Source organism: Pseudomonas sp. Nvir (genome assembly GCF_963778085.1).
Lineage (GTDB): Bacteria > Pseudomonadota > Gammaproteobacteria > Pseudomonadales > Pseudomonadaceae > Aquipseudomonas > Aquipseudomonas juntendi.
The window spans coordinates 5,666,180-5,686,867 of record NZ_OY970405.1; the positions used below are offsets into that span (position 1 = coordinate 5,666,180).

At 63.6% G+C, this 20,688-nt stretch carries 19 protein-coding genes and 1 pseudogene; 11 read left to right on the forward strand and 9 right to left on the reverse strand.

Features of this window, described 5'->3' with window-relative positions; translation table 11 throughout:
• Positions 1-162: 162 nt before the first annotated feature.
• The gene (gene ppx / locus AACG97_RS27030; RefSeq protein ID WP_029886228.1) at positions 163-1,665 is read left to right on the forward strand and encodes an exopolyphosphatase; all 1,503 of its coding nucleotides are present in this window, start codon (positions 163-165) and stop codon (positions 1,663-1,665) included.
• Here the strand turns inward: ppx and ppk1 are convergent.
• On the reverse strand, positions 1,652-3,901 hold the full coding sequence (gene ppk1 / locus AACG97_RS27035) for a polyphosphate kinase 1 (RefSeq protein ID WP_029886227.1): 2,250 nt from the start codon (positions 3,899-3,901) through the stop codon (positions 1,652-1,654). The genes ppx and ppk1 overlap by 14 nt on opposite strands.
• A gap of 211 nt (positions 3,902-4,112) precedes the next feature.
• Here ppk1 and AACG97_RS27040 point away from each other — a divergent pair, with 211 nt between their 5' ends.
• Together AACG97_RS27040 and elbB are read left to right on the forward strand one after the other, a co-directional pair.
• Positions 4,113-4,715, forward strand: a complete 603-nt coding sequence (locus tag AACG97_RS27040; protein ID WP_009681657.1) for a DedA family protein — start codon at positions 4,113-4,115, stop codon at positions 4,713-4,715.
• A gap of 187 nt (positions 4,716-4,902) precedes the next feature.
• Positions 4,903-5,562 (forward strand): isoprenoid biosynthesis glyoxalase ElbB, encoded by a 660-nt coding sequence (elbB, locus tag AACG97_RS27045; protein ID WP_009681656.1) that lies wholly within the window; start codon positions 4,903-4,905, stop codon positions 5,560-5,562.
• Between the two features lie 174 nt (positions 5,563-5,736).
• On the opposite strand, the gene AACG97_RS27050 is transcribed toward elbB, so the two are convergent.
• The gene (locus AACG97_RS27050; RefSeq protein ID WP_009681655.1) at positions 5,737-6,189 is read right to left on the reverse strand and encodes a YaiI/YqxD family protein; all 453 of its coding nucleotides are present in this window, start codon (positions 6,187-6,189) and stop codon (positions 5,737-5,739) included.
• A 168-nt stretch (positions 6,190-6,357) separates the two neighbouring features.
• Here AACG97_RS27050 and AACG97_RS27055 point away from each other — a divergent pair, with 168 nt between their 5' ends.
• Positions 6,358-9,207: a class I adenylate cyclase gene (locus AACG97_RS27055; protein ID WP_144189503.1), complete on the forward strand. Its 2,850-nt coding sequence runs from the start codon at positions 6,358-6,360 to the stop codon at positions 9,205-9,207.
• Between the two features lie 39 nt (positions 9,208-9,246).
• Here AACG97_RS27055 and rnk read toward each other — a convergent pair whose 3' ends face one another.
• From rnk to cyaY, 3 genes are all read right to left on the reverse strand, one after another.
• A complete protein-coding gene (gene rnk / locus AACG97_RS27060) occupies positions 9,247-9,657 on the reverse strand; it encodes a nucleoside diphosphate kinase regulator (protein ID WP_009681653.1) in 411 nt (136 codons plus the stop codon).
• Positions 9,658-9,803: 146 nt separating this feature from the next.
• Complete coding sequence (locus AACG97_RS27065) at positions 9,804-10,028, reverse strand: DUF1289 domain-containing protein (RefSeq protein ID WP_009681652.1); 225 nt, start codon at positions 10,026-10,028, stop codon at positions 9,804-9,806.
• Between the two features lies 1 nt (position 10,029).
• Positions 10,030-10,362, reverse strand: coding sequence for an iron donor protein CyaY (gene cyaY / locus AACG97_RS27070; protein WP_009681651.1), 333 nt, complete (start codon positions 10,360-10,362; stop codon positions 10,030-10,032).
• 250 nt (positions 10,363-10,612) lie between these two features.
• Between cyaY and lptM the strand changes: the two genes are divergently transcribed.
• From lptM to AACG97_RS27100, 6 genes are read left to right on the forward strand one after another with little or no spacing between them, the layout of a single operon-like run.
• The gene (lptM, locus tag AACG97_RS27075; RefSeq protein ID WP_009681650.1) at positions 10,613-10,825 is read left to right on the forward strand and encodes an LPS translocon maturation chaperone LptM; all 213 of its coding nucleotides are present in this window, start codon (positions 10,613-10,615) and stop codon (positions 10,823-10,825) included.
• 10 nt (positions 10,826-10,835) lie between these two features.
• Complete coding sequence (lysA, locus tag AACG97_RS27080; RefSeq protein WP_225786194.1) at positions 10,836-12,083, forward strand: diaminopimelate decarboxylase; 1,248 nt, start codon at positions 10,836-10,838, stop codon at positions 12,081-12,083.
• Positions 12,084-12,087: 4 nt separating this feature from the next.
• Complete coding sequence (dapF, locus tag AACG97_RS27085) at positions 12,088-12,918, forward strand: diaminopimelate epimerase (protein WP_009681648.1); 831 nt, start codon at positions 12,088-12,090, stop codon at positions 12,916-12,918.
• 13 nt (positions 12,919-12,931) lie between these two features.
• Positions 12,932-13,642 carry a DUF484 family protein gene (locus tag AACG97_RS27090; RefSeq protein ID WP_009681647.1) on the forward strand — a complete coding sequence of 237 codons (711 nt, stop codon included), beginning with the start codon at positions 12,932-12,934 and terminating at the stop codon, positions 13,640-13,642.
• The gene (gene xerC, locus AACG97_RS27095; protein WP_054905171.1) at positions 13,642-14,541 is read left to right on the forward strand and encodes a tyrosine recombinase XerC; all 900 of its coding nucleotides are present in this window, start codon (positions 13,642-13,644) and stop codon (positions 14,539-14,541) included. The genes AACG97_RS27090 and xerC overlap by 1 nt, the downstream gene beginning before the upstream one ends.
• The gene (locus tag AACG97_RS27100) at positions 14,538-15,233 is read left to right on the forward strand and encodes an HAD family hydrolase (protein ID WP_197885939.1); all 696 of its coding nucleotides are present in this window, start codon (positions 14,538-14,540) and stop codon (positions 15,231-15,233) included. Before xerC ends, AACG97_RS27100 begins: the two co-directional genes overlap by 4 nt.
• Before the next feature lie 163 nt (positions 15,234-15,396).
• Here the strand turns inward: AACG97_RS27100 and sutA are convergent, their stop codons facing one another.
• The 3 genes from sutA to glnK form a co-directional block, all read right to left on the reverse strand.
• Positions 15,397-15,726 (reverse strand): transcriptional regulator SutA, encoded by a 330-nt coding sequence (gene sutA, locus AACG97_RS27105; protein ID WP_009681644.1) that lies wholly within the window; start codon positions 15,724-15,726, stop codon positions 15,397-15,399.
• A gap of 431 nt (positions 15,727-16,157) precedes the next feature.
• Entirely contained in the window at positions 16,158-17,489 is a 1,332-nt protein-coding gene (locus AACG97_RS27110; protein WP_029887805.1) for an ammonium transporter, read from the reverse strand.
• Between the two features lie 46 nt (positions 17,490-17,535).
• Positions 17,536-17,874 (reverse strand): P-II family nitrogen regulator, encoded by a 339-nt coding sequence (gene glnK / locus AACG97_RS27115; RefSeq protein ID WP_002555808.1) that lies wholly within the window; start codon positions 17,872-17,874, stop codon positions 17,536-17,538.
• Between the two features lie 384 nt (positions 17,875-18,258).
• On the opposite strand from glnK, the gene AACG97_RS27120 reads away from it, so the two are divergent.
• Positions 18,259-18,525 (forward strand): accessory factor UbiK family protein, encoded by a 267-nt coding sequence (locus AACG97_RS27120; RefSeq protein ID WP_009681642.1) that lies wholly within the window; start codon positions 18,259-18,261, stop codon positions 18,523-18,525.
• 23 nt (positions 18,526-18,548) lie between these two features.
• On the opposite strand, the pseudogene AACG97_RS27125 reads toward AACG97_RS27120, so the two are convergent.
• A pseudogene (locus AACG97_RS27125) lies at positions 18,549-20,560 on the reverse strand (DUF4034 domain-containing protein).
• Between the last annotated feature and the right edge of the window lie 128 nt (positions 20,561-20,688).

Below are 20,688 nucleotides of genomic sequence, written 5' to 3' on the forward strand. Positions count from 1 at the left end.
AGTGTAACTATAGTTGGGCAAGACGCCACGAATCGAAACTGTCATCTGCGTGTAATAGCATCGGATGGCACATTGCCTTGCATCAAGGCCTGGCGTGGCACGCGTTGGCGACAGCCTGCTATCGTGGCACGATTGCCGGGTTAACGACCGAGAACACACAGCATGCCGCACAACATCGCGAAGAACCTTTCTCTGATCGCCGCCATCGACCTTGGCTCCAACAGTTTTCACATGGTCGTGGCCAAGGCCCACCATACCGAAATCCGCATCCTCGAGCGGCTCGGCGAGAAGGTTCAGCTTGCCGCCGGCATCGACGAAGAGCGCAAGCTCAGTGAAGAGGCGATGGAGCGGGGCCTGGACTGCCTCAAGCGCTTTTCCCAACTGATCCACGGCATGCCGGCTGGCTCGGTGCGCATCGTCGGTACCAATGCCCTGCGCGAAGCGCGCAACCGCAACGAATTCATCCAGCGTGCCGAAGCCATCCTCGGGCACCCGGTCGAGGTCATCTCCGGCCGCGAAGAGGCGCGCCTGATCTACCTGGGTGTGTCCCACACCTTGGCCGACACCCCCGGCAAGCGCCTGGTCGCCGACATCGGCGGCGGCAGCACCGAGTTCATCATTGGCCAGCGCTTCGAGCCGCTGCTGCGCGAAAGCCTGCAAATGGGTTGCGTCAGCTTCACCCAGCGCTACTTCCGCGACGGCAAGATCACGCCGGCCCGCTACGCCCAGGCCTACACCGCCGCGCGCCTGGAGCTGATGAGCATCGAAAACGCCCTGCACCGCCTGACCTGGGACGAGGCCATCGGTTCGTCCGGAACCATCCGCGCCATCGCTGCCGCCATCAAGGACGGCGGCCTGGGCAACGGCGAGGTCAACGCCGAGGGCCTGGCCTGGGTCAAGCGCAAGCTGTTCAAGCTGGGCGACGTCGACAAGATCGACTTCGAAGGCATCAAGCCGGACCGCCGTACCATCTTCCCTGCCGGCCTGGCGATTCTGGAAGCCATCTTCGATGCCCTGGAACTGCAGCGCATGGACCATTGCGACGGCGCGCTGCGCGAAGGCGTGCTGTTCGACCTGCTGGGCCGCCACCACCATGAAGATGTGCGCGAACGCACCCTGAACTCACTGATGGAGCGTTACCACGTCGACCAGGGCCAGGCAGCGCGCGTCGAGCGCAAGGCCTTGCACGCCTTCGACCAGGTCGCGGATGCATGGGGGTTGAAGGATGGAAATTGGCGCGATCTGCTCGGCTGGGCAGCCAAAGTGCATGAAATCGGCCTGGATATCGCCCACTACCACTACCACAAGCATGGCGCCTACCTGATCGAACACTCCGACCTGGCGGGCTTCTCGCGCGAAGACCAGCAGATGATGGCCCTGCTGGTACGCGGCCACCGCCGCAACATTCCCAAGGACAAGTTTGCCGAACTGGGCGAGGAAGGCGTGAAACTGCTGCGCCTGTGCGTGCTGCTGCGCTTCGCCATCCTGTTCCACCATATCCGTGGCAACCAGCAGATGCCGAAGGTCCAGCTCAAGGCTGCCGGGGAAAGCCTCGACATCGCCTTCCCTGAAGGCTGGCTGGAACAGAACCAGCTGACCCAGGCCGACTTCGCCAACGAGGCGGAGTGGCTGACCCGGGTCGGCTTCGTCCTCAGCGTACGTTGAGGACCGGGTTGCTCAGGCGCTCCAGCAGGGTCGCCTGAACGCTGCGCGGGTTCTGGTTGCCGGTTGGGGTGCTGCGCACGTAGCGCCCGTCGGGCTGCAAGGTCCAGGCATGGGTGTTGTCGGTCAGGTAGCCTTCCAGCTCTTTCTTCACCCGCAGCAACAGCTTCTTGCCTTCGACCGGGAAGCAGGTCTCGACACGCTTGTCGAGGTTGCGCTCCATCCAGTCGGCGCTGGACAGGTAGATCTGCTCTTCGCCGCCATTGAGGAAGTAGAACACCCGCGTGTGCTCCAGGAATCGACCGATGATCGAGCGCACCTGGATATTGTGCGAAACCCCCGGAATACCTGGGCGCAGGCAGCACATGCCACGCACCACCAGGTCGATCTTCACGCCAGACTGGCTGGCCTTGTACAACGCCTTGATCACCTTGGCGTCGGTCAGCGAGTTGAACTTGGCGATGATGTGCGCCGGCTTGCCGTCGAGGGCGAACTGGGTTTCCCGCGCGATCATGTCGAGCATGCCCTTCTTCAGGGTAAACGGCGCGTGCAGCAGCTTTTTCATGCGCAGGGTCTTGCCCATGCCGATCAGCTGGCTGAACAGCTTGCCAACGTCCTCGGTGAGGGCGTCGTCTGAGGTCAGCAGGCTGTAGTCGGTGTACAGGCGGGCGTTACCGGCGTGGTAGTTGCCGGTACCCAGGTGGGCGTAGCGCACGATCTCGCCGTGCTCGCGGCGCAGGATCAGCATCATCTTGGCGTGGGTCTTGAAACCGACCACGCCGTAGATCACCACCGCACCCGCCGCTTGCAGGCGGCTGGCCATCTGCAGGTTGGACTCTTCGTCGAAACGCGCACGCAGTTCGATCACCGCGGTGACCTCCTTGCCGTTTCGCGCTGCATCCACCAGGGCATCGACGATTTCCGAGTTGGCCCCGGAGCGGTAAAGGGTCTGGCGCACGGCGAGCACGTGCGGGTCCTTGGCGGCCTGGCGCAGCAGGTCGATCACCGGGGTGAAGGACTCGAAGGGGTGCATCAGCAGGATGTCCTGCTTGCCGATCACGCTGAAGATGTTGTCGGCGTTCTGCAGCAGCTTGGGGATCGCCGGCGTGAACGGCGTGTATTGCAGCTCCGGGTGGCTGTCCAGGCCGGTGATGCTGAACAGGCGCGTGAGGTTGACCGGGCCATTGACCTGGTACAGCTCGCTTTCGCTGAGGCTGAACTGCTTGAGCAGGTAGTCCGACAGGTGTTTCGGGCACGTGTCGGCGACCTCCAGGCGCACGGCATCGCCGTAGCGGCGCGAGAACAGCTCGCCGCGCAAGGCGCGGGCCAGGTCGTCAACCTCTTCGGAGTCCAGTGCCAGGTCGGCGTTACGGGTAAGGCGGAACTGGTAGCAACCCTTGACCTTCATGCCCTGGAACAGGTCGTCGGCATGCGCGTGGATCATCGACGACAGGAACACATAGTTGGCACCCGGGCCACCGACTTCTTCCGGCACGCGAATCACTCGCGGCAGCAGGCGGGGGGCAGGGATGATCGCCAGGCCCGAATCACGGCCGAACGCGTCCACCCCTTCCAGCTCGACGATGAAGTTCAGGCTCTTGTTCACCAGCAGCGGGAACGGGTGGGTCGGGTCGAGGCCGATGGGGGTGATGATCGGGGCGATTTCGTCGCGGAAGTAGCGGCGCACCCAGGTCTTGAGCTTGGGTGTCCAGTAACGGCGGCGAATGAAGCGGATCTGGTGTTTTTCCAGCTCCGGCAGCAGCACGTCGTTGAGAATGGCGTATTGCCGGTCGACTTCCAGGTGCACCAGCTCGCTGATGCGCGCCAGTGCCTGGTGCGGCTGCAGGCCGTCGGCGCCGGCCAGTTCGCGGGCAAAATTGATCTGCTTCTTGAGGCCGGCCACCCGGATTTCAAAGAACTCGTCAAGGTTGCTGGAGAAGATCAGCAGGAACTTGAGCCGCTCCAGCAGTGGGTAGCTCTCGTCCAGCGCCTGCTCCAGCACACGAATATTGAACTGCAACTGCGAGAGTTCGCGATGAATGTACAGGCTGCTGTCGTCCAGGCCAGGCACCACGATTGCCGGGGCCGGCGGCGGCGCAGGCACCGGGGCGGCAGGCTCGGCCGCCTGCCCGGCTTCCGGCGCGGTGGCCGGCGGCAGGTCTGGAGGGGTCTGCAGCATCTCTTCGGGGAGCTCCTGGGCATCCTTGATCGCGACAGGGCTAAGCACTTCATTATTCATCTGACGTTCCTGAGGACGTTAACGCCCTATCATCAATTGAGCGGCAAGATAAGCGCCCATTATGACGCCTGTGTGACATGGCAGGGCAAGCCATGACGCGTGGCTATGGCAATGCGGTGTAGGAATTGTTCATGTGGAGACACATTTGGACACTTTCCCGAATGCCCGCGAAGGGGTAGGCTGCGCGTTCATTTCGCCAGCACCTCAGAAAATGCTTCAACAATTCCTGCAGGATTTCGGCTACTTTGCCCTTTTTCTAGGCACCTTCTTCGAAGGCGAGACCATCCTGGTGCTTGCAGGATTCCTTGCATTCCGCGGTTACATGGACATCAACCTGGTGTGCCTGGTGGCGTTCTTCGGCAGCTATGCCGGCGACCAGTTGTGGTATTTCATGGGCCGGCGCCACGGCCGCAAGATTCTGGCCCGCAAGCCGCGCTGGCAGGCGATGGGCGACCGGGCGCTGGCCCACATTCGCCGCCACCCCGACATCTGGGTACTGAGTTTCCGCTTCGTCTACGGCCTGCGCACGGTCATGCCCGTGGCCATTGGCCTGTCGGGCTATCCGCCACGCCGCTACCTGCTGCTGAACGGCATTGGCGCAGCGATCTGGGCCATTGCCCTGGGTGCGGCGGCCTACCACTTCGGCGCCATCCTCGAAGGCCTGCTGGGCAACGTCAAGCGGTACGAACTATGGGTGTTGGCCGCCCTGCTGGGGCTGGGCGTGCTGTTGTGGCTGCGCCGTCGCTTCCGTGCCCTGCGCGCAGAGCGCAAGGCCGCCGCCCAGGCGGCGGGCGAACAGCGCGACCAGCAGTGACCCCGAGGCGCCAGTGCGGCGCATCGGGTTGCACACAGCGTGTCAGGTTGCCGGACGAACAAGGCGGCCGCGTGCCTGTCACAAGCATGACTGGCCCTGAAAACCAACCCGGCGAGCGCCCGCTCGCAATGCGCCGCGCAGGCAGCGCTCGATCTCCCAGGCGCGACACAACACTGGAGCTTCAAACATGACTAAAAAAGTAGCGGTGGTTCTTTCCGGCTGTGGCGTGTACGACGGCGCCGAAATTCACGAAAGCGTGATCACCCTGCTGCGCCTGGACCAGCGCGGCGCGCAAGTGCAGTGCTTCGCGCCGAACATTGCGCAGATGCATGTGATCAACCACCTGACCGGCGAAGAGATGCCCGAGTCGCGCAACGTGCTGGTGGAATCGGCGCGCATTGCCCGGGGCGAGGTCAAGGACATCCGCGAGGCCAAGGCCGAAGACTTCGATGCGCTGATCGTGCCGGGTGGCTTTGGGGCGGCGAAGAACCTGTCCAACTTCGCCGTGGAAGGCGCCAACTGCAGCGTCAACCCAGACGTGCTGGCCCTGGCCGAAGCCTTTGCCGCTGCCTGCAAGCCGATTGGCCTGATCTGCATTTCGCCGGCGCTGGCGGCGAAGATCTACGGGCCGGGGGTGGTCTGCACCATTGGCAGCGACGCGGATACTGCGGCGGCAGTGGTGAAGATGGGCGGCACCCATGAAGAATGCGACGTGCACGACATCGTCGAAGATACCCAACGCAAGCTGGTGACGACCCCGGCTTACATGGAGGCCAAGTCGATCAGCGAGGCGGCTGGTGGCATCAACAAGCTGGTGGACCGGGTGCTGGAGCTGACCCACGAGTAAGGCCTGCCTACGCGAAGCCCAGAATCCCGCGCGGCCCTTTGTAGGAGCGGCCTTGTGTCGCGAAAGGGCCGCGCAGCGGCCCCAGGATTTGAGCTTCGCCGCCTAAATTGCCGGGGCCGCTTCGCGCCCCTTTCGCGACACAAGGCCGCTCCCACAAAAGGGCCGCGTTACACTTCAGGCCCTCGATAGTCGCGAAATGATCCGGTCCAGCGCATTGGCGAACGCCTGCTTGTCGCGCTCCCCATAAGCCGCCTGCCCTCCCCCGACCTGGCCCTGCTCGCGCAAATCGGTGAACAGGTTGCGCGCGGCCAGCCGATCACCCATGTTGCGCTCGTCGAACTCGCGCCCGCGTGGGTCCAGCACTGCCACGCCCTTCTTGACCAGGCGGTCGGCCAACGGCACGTCACTACAGATCACCAGCTCGCCCGGCACGGCATGCTCGACCAGATAATCGTCGGCCGCATCCATGCCACTGGGCACCACGATCAACCGCACGATCGCAAACGCAGGCCTGGCCACTGCCTGGCCCGCCACCATCACCACCTCGAACTTGCGCTTGAGGGCGAACTTGACGATCAGATCCTTGGCTGCCTTGGGGCAGGCATCGGCATCGATCCATACACGCATCGGATAATCTCTTCATCAGCTCAATGTGCTCATGATGCCTCATGCACGGTAAAAGCCGGAACCGGCCGGCGCGCTGGAAAAATGGCGCCAATATTCCAATTAGCGCTTATCCGCCCCTGCTACTCAGGCTAAACTCGCCACAGCTTCACTGGCCTGCCCGAGCGCGCAATGAACCACCCCCACGAAATCCGCCCCGACCTGGACCAAGGCATCGACCGCAAAGTCCTGGCGACACTGCGCGCGCGTTTCCTGCACCTGAACCAGGCTCGGCTGCAGCGGGCAATGGAGGGCCTGTCGACACGTCAGCAACAAGTGCTGCTGCTGTTGCCCTTGCTGTTTCACGTGAACCACCCGCTATTGCCGGGTTACGTCTCGGGCAGCACCCCCGCAGGCGTCTCGGGCTACGAGCCCGGTAGCGAGCTGGTCGCAGAAGCCCAGCGCCTGGCCCGCTCATTCACCTACAAGGCCCAGCACGGCAACCCGCCACGGCCGATACACGGCCTGTTCCTGATGGGCAGCCTGGGCTCGCTGGCGCAGGCCGAGCACAGCGACATGGACGTATGGGTATGCCACGCCCCCGACTTGCCCGAGCCGTTGCTCGAAGAGCTGCGCCGCAAGTGCCAACTGCTGGAAACCTGGGCGGCCAGCCTGGGCGCAGAGGCACACTTTTTCCTGATCGACACCCAAGGGTTTGCCCAAGGACAGCGTGATGGTCAGCTTGGCTCAGACAATTGCGGGACTACCCAGCATTACCTGCTGCTGGACGAGTTCTACCGCACAACCGTGTGGCTGGCCGGGCGTACGCCGCTGTGGTGGCTGGTGCCGGTCTACGAAGAAGGCAATTACCAGGCCTATACCCAGACCCTGCTGGCCAAGCGTTTTATCCGCAGCCAGGATGTGCTCGACCTGGGCAACCTGGCGCACATTCCGCCCGGCGAGTTCATTGGTGCCGGCCTGTGGCAACTGTTCAAAGGCATCGACTCACCCTACAAGTCGCTGCTCAAACTGCTGCTGACCGAGGCCTACGCCAGTGAATACCCTGGCGTGCGCTGCCTGAGCCTGGACTACAAGCAGGCAGTGTTCGCCAACCAGCTGGACCTGGACGAGCTGGACCCGTATGTCATGGTCTACCGGCGCATCGAACGCTACCTGCTGCAAAGGGGCGAGCCTGTGCGCCTGGAACGGGTACGGCGCAGCCTGTACTTGAAGGTGAACAAGAAGCTCAGCGATCAGAACCGTAGCAATGGCTGGCAGCGCCGTTTGCTTCAGCGCCTGGCTGACGAGTGGGGGTGGGATGAGCGCCAGCTGGCGATACTGGACAGCCGCAGCCAATGGAAAGTCCAGCAGGTTGCCGTGGAGCGCCGCGAACTGGTGGCCGAGCTGAACCACAGCTATCGCTTCCTTGGCCAGTTCGCACGCACCCGGAACGCCAGCAGCCGTGCCGACCAACGCGAGCTCAACGTACTGGGCAGGCGCCTGTATGCGGCCTTCGAGCGCCGTGCCGGCAAGGTCGAGGTGATCAACCCGGGTATCGCTCCGGACCTCGCCGAAGACACCCTCACCCTGGTTCAGTTACCTAACCGCAAGGAACCAGGTAACTACCACTGGGAACTGTACAGCGGCAACCTGAACTCTCACGACGTCGAGTACTTCAACCCGATAAAACGCTGCCGCGAGCTGCTGGAGCTGCTGGCCTGGGCCCATCGCAACGGGGTCATCGACAGCGGCACGCGCTTGGCGCTGCACCCAGGTGTCAGTGACCTGAGCGAGTTCGAGCTGGTCAACCTGCTCGGTTGCCTGCAGCAATGCATCCCCCTGCCCTTGCCGACCGTGAGTGAGGTGCGCCTGCTGCAACCCAGCGTTGCCGAGGAAGTGCTGCTACTGGTCAACGTGGCCATCGACCCACTGCGCCATCACCGCGACCTGAACATCCTGATGACCACCGAGCGCACCGACTCACTGAGCTATGCCGGGGTGCGGGAGAACCTGGTGCTGACCTTGGACCAGGTCACCCTGAACAGCTGGAACGAAGTGCTGGTTCAGCGCTTTGACGGCGAACACGCGCTGGTGCGCTGCCTGCGTGACTTTCTCAACAGCCCGGTGGCGCATGGCCACCGGCCGCGGGTACGGGTGCATTGCTTCTGCCCGAGCCGCGCACAGGCCATCAGCCAACGGGTTGAAGAGATCTTCGACACCGTGCAGCTGTTGCAAGCCCAGGGCCTGCAGCACCGCTACCTGCTACAGGTTGCCCAGCACACCCATGTGCTGGAGCTGCAACCGGGGCATGTCAGCCTGAGCACCCTGGCCGAGCAGGATGCCCTGCTGGCCTACCTGGGCGAAGAACGCAGCGTCTACAGCCCGTTGTACCTGGACGCCAACGCCCTGCAAGATAACGACCTGCGCCTGGTGCTGGAGCAGGGCCGGCCGGCGTGCATTCAGGTGTTCTACCGCCTGCAGGACGAATGGGCCGAGCTGTATGTGCTGGATGAATGCAACGCGTTATGGCAACAGCGCCTGCCGCTGCATGACGAGGCGCGCCTGCTGTTGCCGCTGCAGCGCTTTTTGCGCTCGGTGGTGATGCGCCGCGAGGCTCGCCTGCCGCTGGATGACCTTGGGCAGGCGGCCCTGGATATCCAGTACGCGCAGCTACTGCCTGGCGGCCCGGGCAAGGCCCGCAGCATCGAACCGCGCGTGGCGCCGCAGGAGGGCAGTGACCAGCCCTACTATGAAGTGCAGGCCATCATCCAGGCCGGTGTAGGGGGTGCTGCGCATGTGACACTGTACTGCGACCAGCAGGAGTTTTCCGAGCTGGAGCATGGGCCGCAGCTGTATGCGGTAGTGGCGCGGCAGATCATTGGCCAGCGGCGCGGGGCCGGGAAGTACCGGTGCTATATCACCGACCTGGATTTGTCCGAGCTGCTGGATGACCGGCTGGGGGCAACGCAGGTTTACCTGAGCTACAAGCGGGTGCTGGAGCAGGCATTGAACGAGGGGTTGGAGCAGGTGCTGTGCCAATGACCGGGCTGCTCCAACATGGGCCGCATGGCGGCCCAGGCCTCAGAGGTCGAAATCACCCGCCGCTTCAGGCTGGTACTCGACTTCCAGCAGTTTCAGCTTGAGGGTTTTGCCCCCCGGCGCCGGCCAGTCGATCTGTTCACCCACCGACAACCCCAGCAAAGCGCAGCCAATTGGCGCCAGCACCGAAACCTTGCCTTCCGCCCCGGCATCCTTCGGGTACACCAGGGTCAGGTGGTAGTCCTTGCCGCTGGCTTCCTCACGGCAGTGCACGCGCGAGTTCATGGTCACCACGCCTGCGGGTACTTCCTCATGACCGACGACCTGTGCGGCACGGTCCAGCTCCTCCTGCAGGGCGAACACACCCGGCGTACTCTCGTCGAGGCTGTCGATCAGACGCTCCAGACGCTGTACGTCCAATCGGGTGAGGATAAGGGAAGGCTTGGTGCTCATGATCCAGTCAGACTCCTTTGAACAGGCAATTTTCAATGCACAGATAAAGCAAAACCCCGCCCAAGGGCGGGGTTTGAAAAGGCTTTGGCGTCATCGACGCAGAACCCGACACTACCACAGACGGGCAAATACTCAAGCCCCTGCGGTCAGTGTGCCTTTGCCTGTGCACGCAGGACCTGTGCCTCGCGGCAGATCTGCCGGCGGCGCTCGTCATCGGCCGAGCGCCACTCGCGAATATGCTCGACATGCCGGTGGCAACCGGTGCAGACACGCTGCTCGTCGAGCCGGCAGACGCTGATGCAGGGTGATGGCACCGCGGGGCTGACGTTGCTGTACAACGGCTTGGGTGGCCGTGGCTGGGCGCTGCTCATGTCAGATCTCGTCGAAGTCCAGCTTTTCGCCAGCCCGCTCCCAAACGATGCGTTCGAGCATTTCGCCCAGCAGCTCTTCGCTCTTTTCGCAGACCCACTTTTTAGTCTCTTCGTCGTAGTCGAAGTGGAAACCACCGGAACGGTCAGCCAGCCACAGTTGGCGCAGCGGCTCCTGACGGCTGAAGATCAGCTGGGCGCCGCCTTCGAACTTGACGGTGAGCACGCCAGCGGAATTCTCCATGTCCAGGTCCAGGCCGCTCTCGTCGAACAGGTCTTCCAGGGCCTGTTGGGTCGCGTCGACCAGATCGTGGAAACGCGCTTCACTCAAACTCATTGCAGGAACCTCGAAATTGGCGGCATTACAGGCAAGCCGGGGAAGATACGGGCGGAACGCGCCAGCCGCAAGCTGCTAGCTACAAGCCGCAAGAAAAAGCCCAGCCTACACCCGATCGCTTTTTCTTGCCGCTTGAAGCTTGAAGCTTGCCGCGTCTGCTGCCCGCCCGGCGGACCGGCCCTTGCATAGGCAAGCCGCCGGTCGCTCGGTATACTCGGGCGCAATACTGCATTTTCTAAGGATTTCACCCATGAAGCGCCTGATTTCCTCCTTCGCGGCGCTGGTCGCTGTTGCCTGCCTCGTTTCGGCCTGCGGCCAGAAAGGCCCGCTGTATCTGCCGGACGACGGCGATAACGCTAAAGCGCACAAGTCGCACCAGCACTCGTCGAAAGCCAAGCCGACCGCGGTCCAGGAGCAGCCGCCAGCGCCCGAGTCCGAGCCAGAGCAGTCGCCTGCGCAGTAAAGGAAACCAGATGAACGCTTTCAACTACCGCGACGGCGAGCTGTTCGCGGAGGATGTAGCCCTGTCGGCCATCGCCGAACGCCATGGCACGCCTACCTACGTGTACTCGCGCGCTCACATCGAGGCCCAGTACCGCAGCTACACCGACGCCCTGCAAGGCGCCGAGCACCTGGTGTGCTTTGCGGTCAAGGCCAACTCCAACCTCGGCGTGCTGAACGTGCTGGCACGCCTGGGTGCAGGTTTCGACATTGTCTCCGGCGGCGAGCTGGAGCGTGTGCTGGCGGCCGGTGGCCGCGCTGACCGCGTGGTGTTCTCCGGCGTGGGGAAAACCCGCGAAGACATGCGCCGCGCCCTGGAAGTGGGTGTGCACTGCTTCAACGTGGAGTCCACTGACGAGCTGGAGCGCCTGCAGGTGGTGGCCGCCGAAATGGGCAAGGTTGCCCCGGTATCGCTGCGGGTCAACCCGGACGTGGACGCCGGTACCCACCCTTACATCTCCACTGGCCTTAAAGAAAACAAGTTCGGCATCGCCATTGCCGACGCCGAAGCCATCTACGTGCGTGCGGCGCAGTTGCCGAACCTTGAAGTGGTCGGTGTCGACTGCCACATCGGCTCCCAGCTGACCACCATCGACCCGTTCCTCGACGCGCTCGACCGCCTGCTGGTGCTGGTCGACCGCCTGGCCGAGTGCGGCATTCACCTGCGCCACCTGGACCTGGGCGGCGGGGTCGGGGTGCGCTACCGTCACGAACAGCCGCCGTTGGTGGCCGACTACATCAAGGCCATCCGCGAGCGCGTTGGCGACCGCGACCTGGCCCTGGTGTTCGAGCCTGGCCGCTATATCGTGGCCAATGCCGGCGTGTTGCTGACCCGCGTGGAATACCTCAAGCACACCGAGCACAAGGACTTCGCTATCATCGATGCGGCGATGAACGACCTGATCCGCCCGGCCTTGTACCAGGCCTGGATGGGCGTCAGCGCGGTCAAGCCGCGTGGCGGTGAAGGCCGTGCCTATGACCTGGTCGGGCCGATCTGCGAGACCGGTGACTTCCTCGGCAAGGACCGGGTCCTCGACCTGGCCGAAGGTGATTTGCTGGCTGTCGAGTCGGCGGGCGCCTATGGTTTTGTCATGAGTTCCAACTACAACACCCGTGGTAGATGCGCCGAAATCCTGGTTGACGGTGACCAGGCGTTCGAAGTACGCCGCCGCGAGACCATCGCCGAACTGTACGCTGGCGAAAGCCTGCTGCCGGAGTAAGCCCATGCTACTGCGTTTTACCAAGATGCATGGGCTGGGCAACGACTTCATGGTCCTGGACCTGGTCAGCCAGCACGCCCACATCCAGCCCAAGCACGCCAAGCAATGGGGTGACCGCCACACCGGCATCGGCTTCGACCAGTTGCTGATCGTCGAGGCGCCGAACAACCCGGAAGTGGACTTCCGCTACCGTATCTTCAATGCCGACGGCTCTGAAGTGGAGCAGTGCGGCAACGGTGCGCGCTGCTTCGCCCGTTTCGTGCTGGACAAGCGCCTGACCGCGAAAAAACGCATCCGCGTGGAAACCAAGAGCGGCATCATCGTGCTGGACGTGCAAAACGACGGCCAGGTGAGTGTCGACATGGGTCCGCCGCGCTTCACCCCTGCCGAAATCCCCTTCGTCGCCGACGCGCAGGCGCTGAACTACCCACTGGAAGTCGACGGCCAGCTGCATTCGATTGCCGCCGTGTCCATGGGTAATCCGCATGCCGTGCTGCGTGTCGACGACGTGCGTACTGCCCCCGTGCATGAACTGGGCCCGAAGATCGAAAACCACCCACGCTTCCCGCAGCGGGTGAATGCCGGCTTCCTCCAGGTCATCGACCGCCACCGGGCCAACCTGCGCGTGTGGGAGCGCGGTGCGGGCGAAACCCAGGCCTGCGGCACCGGCGCCTGCGCCGCCGCCGTGGCGGCGATCAGCCAGGGCTGGATGGACTCCCCGGTATCCCTCGACCTGCCAGGTGGCCGCCTGCACATCGAATGGGCCGGCCCCGGCAAGCCCGTGGTGATGACCGGCCCGGCCGTACGCGTCTACGAAGGACAGGTTCGTCTCTAAGCGAGTAACCGCCATGACCGATCAGCCCAAGGTTGTACCCCAGCAGTCCGCCGAGCTCGATGCCGAGGCGGTGGTCGCCTACCTGCGCGCCCACCCTACCTTCTTCAGCGAGCACGACGAGTTGCTGATCGAACAGCGTATTCCGCACCAGCGTGGCGACAGCGTGTCGCTGGTCGAGCGCCAGCTCAAGCTGCTGCGCGACCGCAACATCGAGATGCGCCACCGCCTGTCGCAACTGATGGACGTGGCCCGCGACAACGACCGGCTGTTCGACAAGACGCGCCGGCTGATCCTCGACCTGCTTGATGCCGGTAGCCTGGAAGAAGTGGTCATGGCCGTCGAAGACAGCCTGCGCCAGGAGTTTCAGGTGCCCTTTGTCAGCCTGATCCTGTTCGGTGACAACGTTGCCCCCGTGGGGCGCTGGGTCAGCAATGCCGAGGCCCAACAGGCCATCGGTGCCCTGTTGGGCGGTGGCAAGACAGTCAGCGGCAACCTGCGCGAACATGAACTGGCCTTCCTGTTCGGCGAGGAACAGCGCCGCGAGGTCGGCTCCAGCGCCGTGGCCGCGCTGGAGTACCAGGGGTTGCATGGGGTGCTGGCAATCGGTAGCCGAGACCCGCAACACTACAAGAGCAGCGTCGGCACGCTGTTCCTCGGCTACATCGCCGAAGTGCTCGGCCGTGTCGTGCCACGGGTGACCCAGACCCTGCGTTCGGTACGCTGATGGAACGCCAGCTGGAGGCTTATTGCGCACACCTGCGCAGTGAGCGCCAGGTGTCGGAGCACACCTTGCTGGGCTACCGTCGCGACCTGGACAAGGTCATTGCCTATTGCAAGGAGCACGGTATTGCCGACTGGCAAGCGCTGCAGATTCAGCAGTTGCGTCAGCTGGTCGCCCGCCTGCATCACCATGGTCAGGCCTCGCGCAGCCTGGCGCGGCTGCTGTCCGCTGTACGCGGCCTGTACCGTTACCTGAACCGCGAAGGCCTGTGCCAGCACGACCCTGCCGCCGGGTTGAGCGCCCCCAAGGGCGAGCGCAAGCTACCCAAGGTGCTGGACACCGACCGTGCGCTGCAGCTACTCGATGGCGGCGTGGACGACGACTTCATTGCCCGCCGTGACCAGGCCATGCTGGAGCTGTTCTATTCCTCGGGCCTGCGCCTGTCTGAGCTGACCAACCTCGACCTGGATCACCTGGACCTTGCCGCCGGCCTGGTGCAGGTACTGGGCAAAGGCGGCAAGGCGCGGGTGCTACCGGTCGGCCGCAAGGCCCGCGAAGCGCTGAAGGAATGGTACCGCCTGCGCGGCATCGGCAACCCGCGCGACCGCGCCGTGTTCATCACCCGCCAGGGCAACCGCATCAGCCCCCGTACCGTACAGCAGCGGGTCAAGGCCGTGGGTGAACGTGAACTGGGCCAACACCTGCACCCGCACATGCTCCGCCATTCCTTCGCCAGCCATGTGCTGGAATCGTCCCAGGACCTGCGCGCAGTGCAAGAGATGCTCGGCCATGCCGACATCAGCACCACGCAAATCTATACCCATCTGGACTTCCAGCACCTGGCGGCGGTGTACGACAGCGCCCACCCCCGGGCCAAACGCAGCAAAGGCACAGACTCATGAGCATCAAGCTGATCACCTTCGACCTCGACGACACCCTGTGGGACACCGCGCCAGTGATTGCCAGTGCGGAAGTCGTGCTGCGCGACTGGCTCGAAGCCAACGCCCCCCTCCTGGGCGGGGTGCCGGTGGAACACCTGTTCGCCATCCGCGAACGCCTGGTGCAGGCCGAGCCCGGCCTGAAGCACCGCATCAGTGCCCTGCGCCGGCGGGTACTGTTCCATGCCCTGGAAGAAGTCGGCTACAGCGAGAAACACGCACAGGACCTGGCCAATGAAGGCTTCGAGGTGTTCCTGCATGCTCGCCACCAGGTGCAGATCTTCCCCGAGGTGCAGCCAGTGCTGGAGATCCTGCGGCATCAGTACACCCTGGGCGTTGTCACCAATGGCAATGCCGACGTCAGCCGGCTGGGGCTGGCGGATTACTTCCGCTTCGCCCTGTGTGCCGAGGACCTGGGCATTGGCAAGCCGGACCCGGCGCCGTTTTTGGAGGCCTTGCGGCGTGGCGAGGTGGACGCCGGTGCGGCGGTGCACATTGGTGATCACCCGGCTGACGACATTGCCGGTGCCCAGCGCGCCGGGCTGCGCGCGGTGTGGTTCAACCCGCAGGGCAAGGCCTGGGCGGGCGAGCAGGCCCCGGATGCCGAGATCCGGCGCATTTCGCAGCTGCCCGACGTGCTCGCACGCTGGCGCTGACAGGGGCCGCTTTGCGGCCCATTCGCGGGCACGCCCGCTCCCACAGGGACCGTGCAGGTCCCAAGACCTGTGGTGAACCTGTGGGCGCGGGCGTGCCCGCGAAGCGGCCGGCACAGGCACAAAAAAGCCCGCAGCGACGGCGGGCTTCTTGACGATCAGCCACTCAGATAGGGCGGCTGCCGTACTTGTTGTCCGGCTTCTTGGGCGGGTCGGCGACCACGTTGGCCTCGACTTCCTGCACCTTGCCACCGCGCGACAGAAATTCTTCCATCGCCTTGGCCAGTGCATCACGCTCTTTCTGCTTGGCTTCCATGCTCGGCATCTCGTCTACCGAGACTGCCGCCTTGGATTTGCCCTTGGCAGCGGGTGCCGGGCTGCTGTCGTCATCACCAGCGTCTTCGACGCCGTCATCAGCCGCCGCTTCGAGGCCTTCATCGCCCTCGTCTTCGTCACCTACTTCGAGGTCATCATTTTCCAGATCGTCGTCGCTCATGTTCTACCTCATGACTTGCGAAAAGCAGGTTAGTTATAGACCAGTGCAGCCGTAGACCGGCAGCTACCAGTGAAAATTCAACTGGCCGTGGGTTAGGCCACTGCCCTTGGGGCCGGCGCTCCTGATGGGAGGCGGTACCCAGCAGGCCCTGCTCCTGGCAGAACCTGACAAATCCATTAGCCCCTGCTGGCCACTCGCTATTGGCAAGCCTAGCAAAGGCTGGTTGAAGTGCGCGGACTGCTCGTCAAACACCCTTCGGCGCGCATTCTAGCGCGCCGGTAGAAAAAGCAAAGCACCATAAATGCCCTACGACTTGTAAGTTTTTTGCCTACGTCGCGAACGTGCCGAATAAACCGTTTGCCGAGCGGGAAATGTTAAAAATCTGGCAAAAAAATGCCCGGCAAGCCGGGCAAGTTTTTACCGCGTCGCAGTTACAGGTTGTAGCCGCGCTCGTTGTGCTGAGCCAGGTCGAGACCGACCGACTCTTCTTCTTCGTTGACCCGCAGGCCCATCACCAGGTCCAGCACCTTGAGAATCACGTAGGTGACGATGGCGGTGTAGACCACGGTAAAGATCACGCCTTTGGCCTGTACCCAGACCTGCATGCCGATGTCGGTGACAGTACCGAAGCCGCCCAGTGCCGGGGCTGCGAACACGCCGGTGAGGATGGCACCGATGATGCCGCCCACACCGTGAACACCGAAGGCGTCCAGCGAGTCGTCATAGCCCAGCTTGCGCTTGAGGGTGGTGGCGCAGAAGTAGCAGATCACACCCGAAGCCAGGCCGATTACCAGGGCACCCATGGGGCCCACGGTACCCGCGGCCGGGGTGATGGCGACCAGGCCGGCAACCACACCCGAAGCGATGCCCAGGGCGCTCGGCTTGCCGTGGCCGATCCACTCGGCGAACATCCAGCCCAGTGCCGCAGCGGCGGTGGCGATCTGGGTCACCAGCATGGCCATGCCGGCGGTGCCGTTGGCCGCTGCAGCAGAACCTGCGTTGAAGCCGAACCAGCCGATCCACAGCATGGCCGCGCCCATCAGGGTGTAGCCCAGATTGTGGGGCGCCATCGGGGTGGTCGGGTAGCCTTTGCGCTTGCCCAGTACCAGGCAGCAGACCAGGCCGGCGATACCTGCGTTGATGTGCACCACGGTGCCGCCAGCGAAGTCCAGTACGCCCCAGTCCCACATCAGTGCACCGTCACCGCTCCACACCATGTGCGCGATTGGCGCGTATACCAGGGTGAACCAGATACCCATGAACACCAGCATCGCGGAGAACTTCATGCGCTCGGCGAAGGCACCGACGATCAGCGCCGGGGTGATGATGGCGAAGGTCATCTGGAAGGTGATGAACACCGCTTCAGGGAACAGCGCAGTGGCCGAAGTCAGGCTCTCGGGCGTGACACCGCTGAGGAAGGCCTTGGAGAAGCCGCCAACGAACGAATTGAAATTGAGTACGCCTTTTTCCATACCGGCGGTATCGAAGGCCATGCTATAGCCGTAGACGACCCAGAGAATGCTCATCAGGCCGGTGATTGCAAAGCACTGCATCATCACCGACAGCACGTTCTTGGAACGCACCATGCCGCCATAGAACAGGGCCAGGCCCGGAATGGTCATGAACAGCACCAGCGCCGTCGCGGTCAGCATCCAGGCGGTGTCGCCGGAGTTCAGCGCTGGGGCAGCTTCCTCTGCCAGGGCGAGCCCGGGGGTTACGAGGGACAATAGGGCTCCTAGCCCTGCGATCTTACGCAGAGTCATGTTGTTTTCTCCTGGGGCTTTGGGTTTGGTGAGGCTTTGTTGTTGCTTAGATCGCGTCGGTATCGGTTTCGCCGGTACGGATACGGATCGCCTGCTCCAGATTCACCACGAAAATCTTGCCGTCACCGATCTTGCCGGTGTTGGCTGCCTTGGTGATGGCTTCGATTACCCGATCAAGGTCCTTGTCATCGATGGCGACATCGATCTTCACCTTGGGCAGGAAATCGACCACATACTCAGCACCGCGGTACAGCTCGGTGTGGCCCTTCTGGCGACCGAAACCTTTGACTTCGGTGACGGTGATACCCTGCACGCCGATTTCCGACAGTGACTCGCGCACGTCGTCCAGCTTGAACGGCTTGATGATGGCTGTGACTAGCTTCATGAAACTCTCTCCCGATTTGGTGGACTTGCCCCAGGAAAACAAACCCGTCTCAAGTCTAAGCGCAGCGGTTGGCTTTGTAACGCGTCGTCGGCATCCGGCTCCGCGTGCGCACTCCCTGGTCACAAGGAACTGCATCAGTGCATGGCTCGAACTGGTCTTTGCAGAAACCTTGCCAGTTCCGCCAAAGCCACGAAAAACAGCGAGTTATGTGATTTAGTCAGGATTGGCCAGTCGCCAGCATGCAGATCATGCACAGTTTCGGTGCGCGCAGGCGGGGGCTGCTGCTCGAAAAACGTGCAGTACCGCGCGAGCGTCTGTGAAAGAAAGGCCCATGTGCGTGCGTGCTACACTGCTGGCCATTTCTCAGTTTCAATGGAAAGCCCCATGCTCGCGCCCAAAGCCCTTCTCGATGCCCTGAGCGACCAGGCCTCGCGCCTGTTCAGCAGCGATACCGCACAGCCTCGCGCCGAACTGGAAAGCCAGTTCAAAGTGCTGATGCAAGGGGCGTTCAGCAAACTGGACCTGGTCAGCCGTGACGAATTCGACAGCCAGATGGTCGTGCTGGCGCGCACCCGTGCACGCCTTGAGGCCCTGGAGCAACAGGTAGCAGAGCTGGAAGCGCGGCTGGCCCCTACTGCCCAGCAGGACTGAACCAGCCCTGCTGCTGCCACACGTCAGGCGGAAACCCGCAGGGCGTTCAGCTTAGGCGGCCTGGGCGGTAGCTCACTGGCATGCAGGGTGCCGCGCAACAGCGCTGCACCACATTGGGTGAACAGTGTTTTCACCCGGTTGTGCGAGTTGAGTATCTGGCCTGGATACGCGCGATGGTGGCGTCTGCCGGCTGCAAGCTGGCCGCACGGTTGGCCCATTCGATGGCGGCAAAGCGGCTTTGCTTGCGGGTGCCGCGCCCCTGCATCCAGGCCAGCCCCAGCTCGACACTGGCGCGTGCGGCAACTCCCAGGTCAGGGTGCTCGACCAGGCTCAACAGGTACGCCACAGCCTCGGCCCGCTCCCGAGAGTTGCCGAACTGGCGCAACAGGATGCCCAGATGCAAACGCGCGCGGGCATTGGTTTGGGCATCGCCCAGCGCGTCCACCAGCAGGTGCCTGACGGCCAGCATGGCGCTGCGCTCGCTGAGGTCCTCGCCACCCTTCATGCGCAGGCACGCCAGCTTGTATTTGGCCCGGCGGCTGCCCGCTGCCACTGCGCGCCGTAGCCAATGTTCAGCGGCCTGGCGATCAATGTACTCCTGCGGGGTATTCGCCTGGCCACCACAGTACAAGTCATACAAGCCAAGGGCTGCCCCCGGCAGGTTCAGTTCGGCACAACGCTCATACAGGTAGACGGCCACTTCATGGCGGTTGGCAGCCAACAGCAGGCGCGCCGCCGCAAGCACCGTGAACCCCGGCGCATGGCCTGCCAGCTGGCGTTTCACTGCCCGCTGCGACCATGCCCGGGCCTGCTCGGCCGAGCGTGGCAGCCCCCACAGACCAAAGCAGTGCCCTGCAGCGCGCAAGGCACAGGCGCCCGCATGGCAGCGCCCGTCGCACAGGCGCTCGAGGGCGCGGCGCAGCAACTGCTGCTCATCCGCCAGGCCGTCGCGCAGTATCAGCTCGGCCAGGCAACGGAACGGCTCGCCCATGGCCCCGATCGCTCCATGATCGGCATTGCATGCCAGGCTTGCGGCAAAGTCGCCAATCGCGCCGGCCTGATCGTGCAATGCAGTACAGCGCAACGCCCCCCGCCAGGCCAGCAGTACTGCGCGCTCCCTTGGCCTCAGCGGGCGCTGTGCCCAGGCGTCGAACAACTGCTGCCAGGTGGCCACGGCCTGCAACTGGTCGGCAGCTGGCAACAGTAGCTGTTCTTCGACGGCCATCCAGCGCAAGGCGTTACGCAGGCGCTCGTCCCAACTGGCGCACAACGGGCCGCTGGCCAACAGTTGAAGCGCATCGGCACCGGCGCCCGACCGCGGCAACCGGTAGATAGCCAGGGCCTGGATGGCTTCGAAGCAACCGGGGCGCAGGTCCAGTGCGTGGCGGAGCCAGTAGTAACGCGGGTCCTGGGTGTCCTGGTAGGTCCGCTTGGCCAGGCACGCGGGCAAGCTGCTTGGCAGTTCCGCCAGCGGTTGCACCCCATGCCTGACCAACAGCGGCGCGGCGGCTTCCTGCACCTCCACGTCGGCATGGGCACTGGGCCGATAGCGCGCAGGCCGCCCGTTGAACAACTCGGCCAACCAGCCAGGCTCGCGCAACTGCGCACTGACGCGCAGCATACCGATGGCCGCTGCCAGCGGTTGCGCCGAACGCTCCAGGGCCTGCAGCAGGTGCGCAGTCGCGGTTTCGCATATCTGCCCTACGGCCAGCACACGCGCAGCGTTGGGTTGGCCATCAGCCTGTACCCGGCAAGCGCGGTGGAAGCAGTGCATGCCCATTACCACGTGCGGGTGGTAAGCCTTGGGGCAGGCATCGACCCAGGCTTTGAGCACCTGGCTCGGGGCTTTGTCGCCCTGGTTGTCGAGGTCGGCGAACATGTGGCCTTCCAGGGCCGCCAGGTAGGCCGGAAACTCGCCGGGCGGCGCCTGATACCACTGCGCCTCGAGGCGGTCGAAAAAACGGGTAAGTTCAACGAATGCGCGGGCCTGCACCAGTTCGCGGATTACCTGGTGAGTGTGGGTGAGCGTTTGCACGGAGCAATTCCTCAAGTCCATTTGGAAGAAGGGACAGTGCCATTCCATGGCAACTGCAGTTGCCCAACAACACTAAGCCATACCCGGCCCCTGCGCAAAGAATATTGGATCCACCTTTTGCTCAGAGG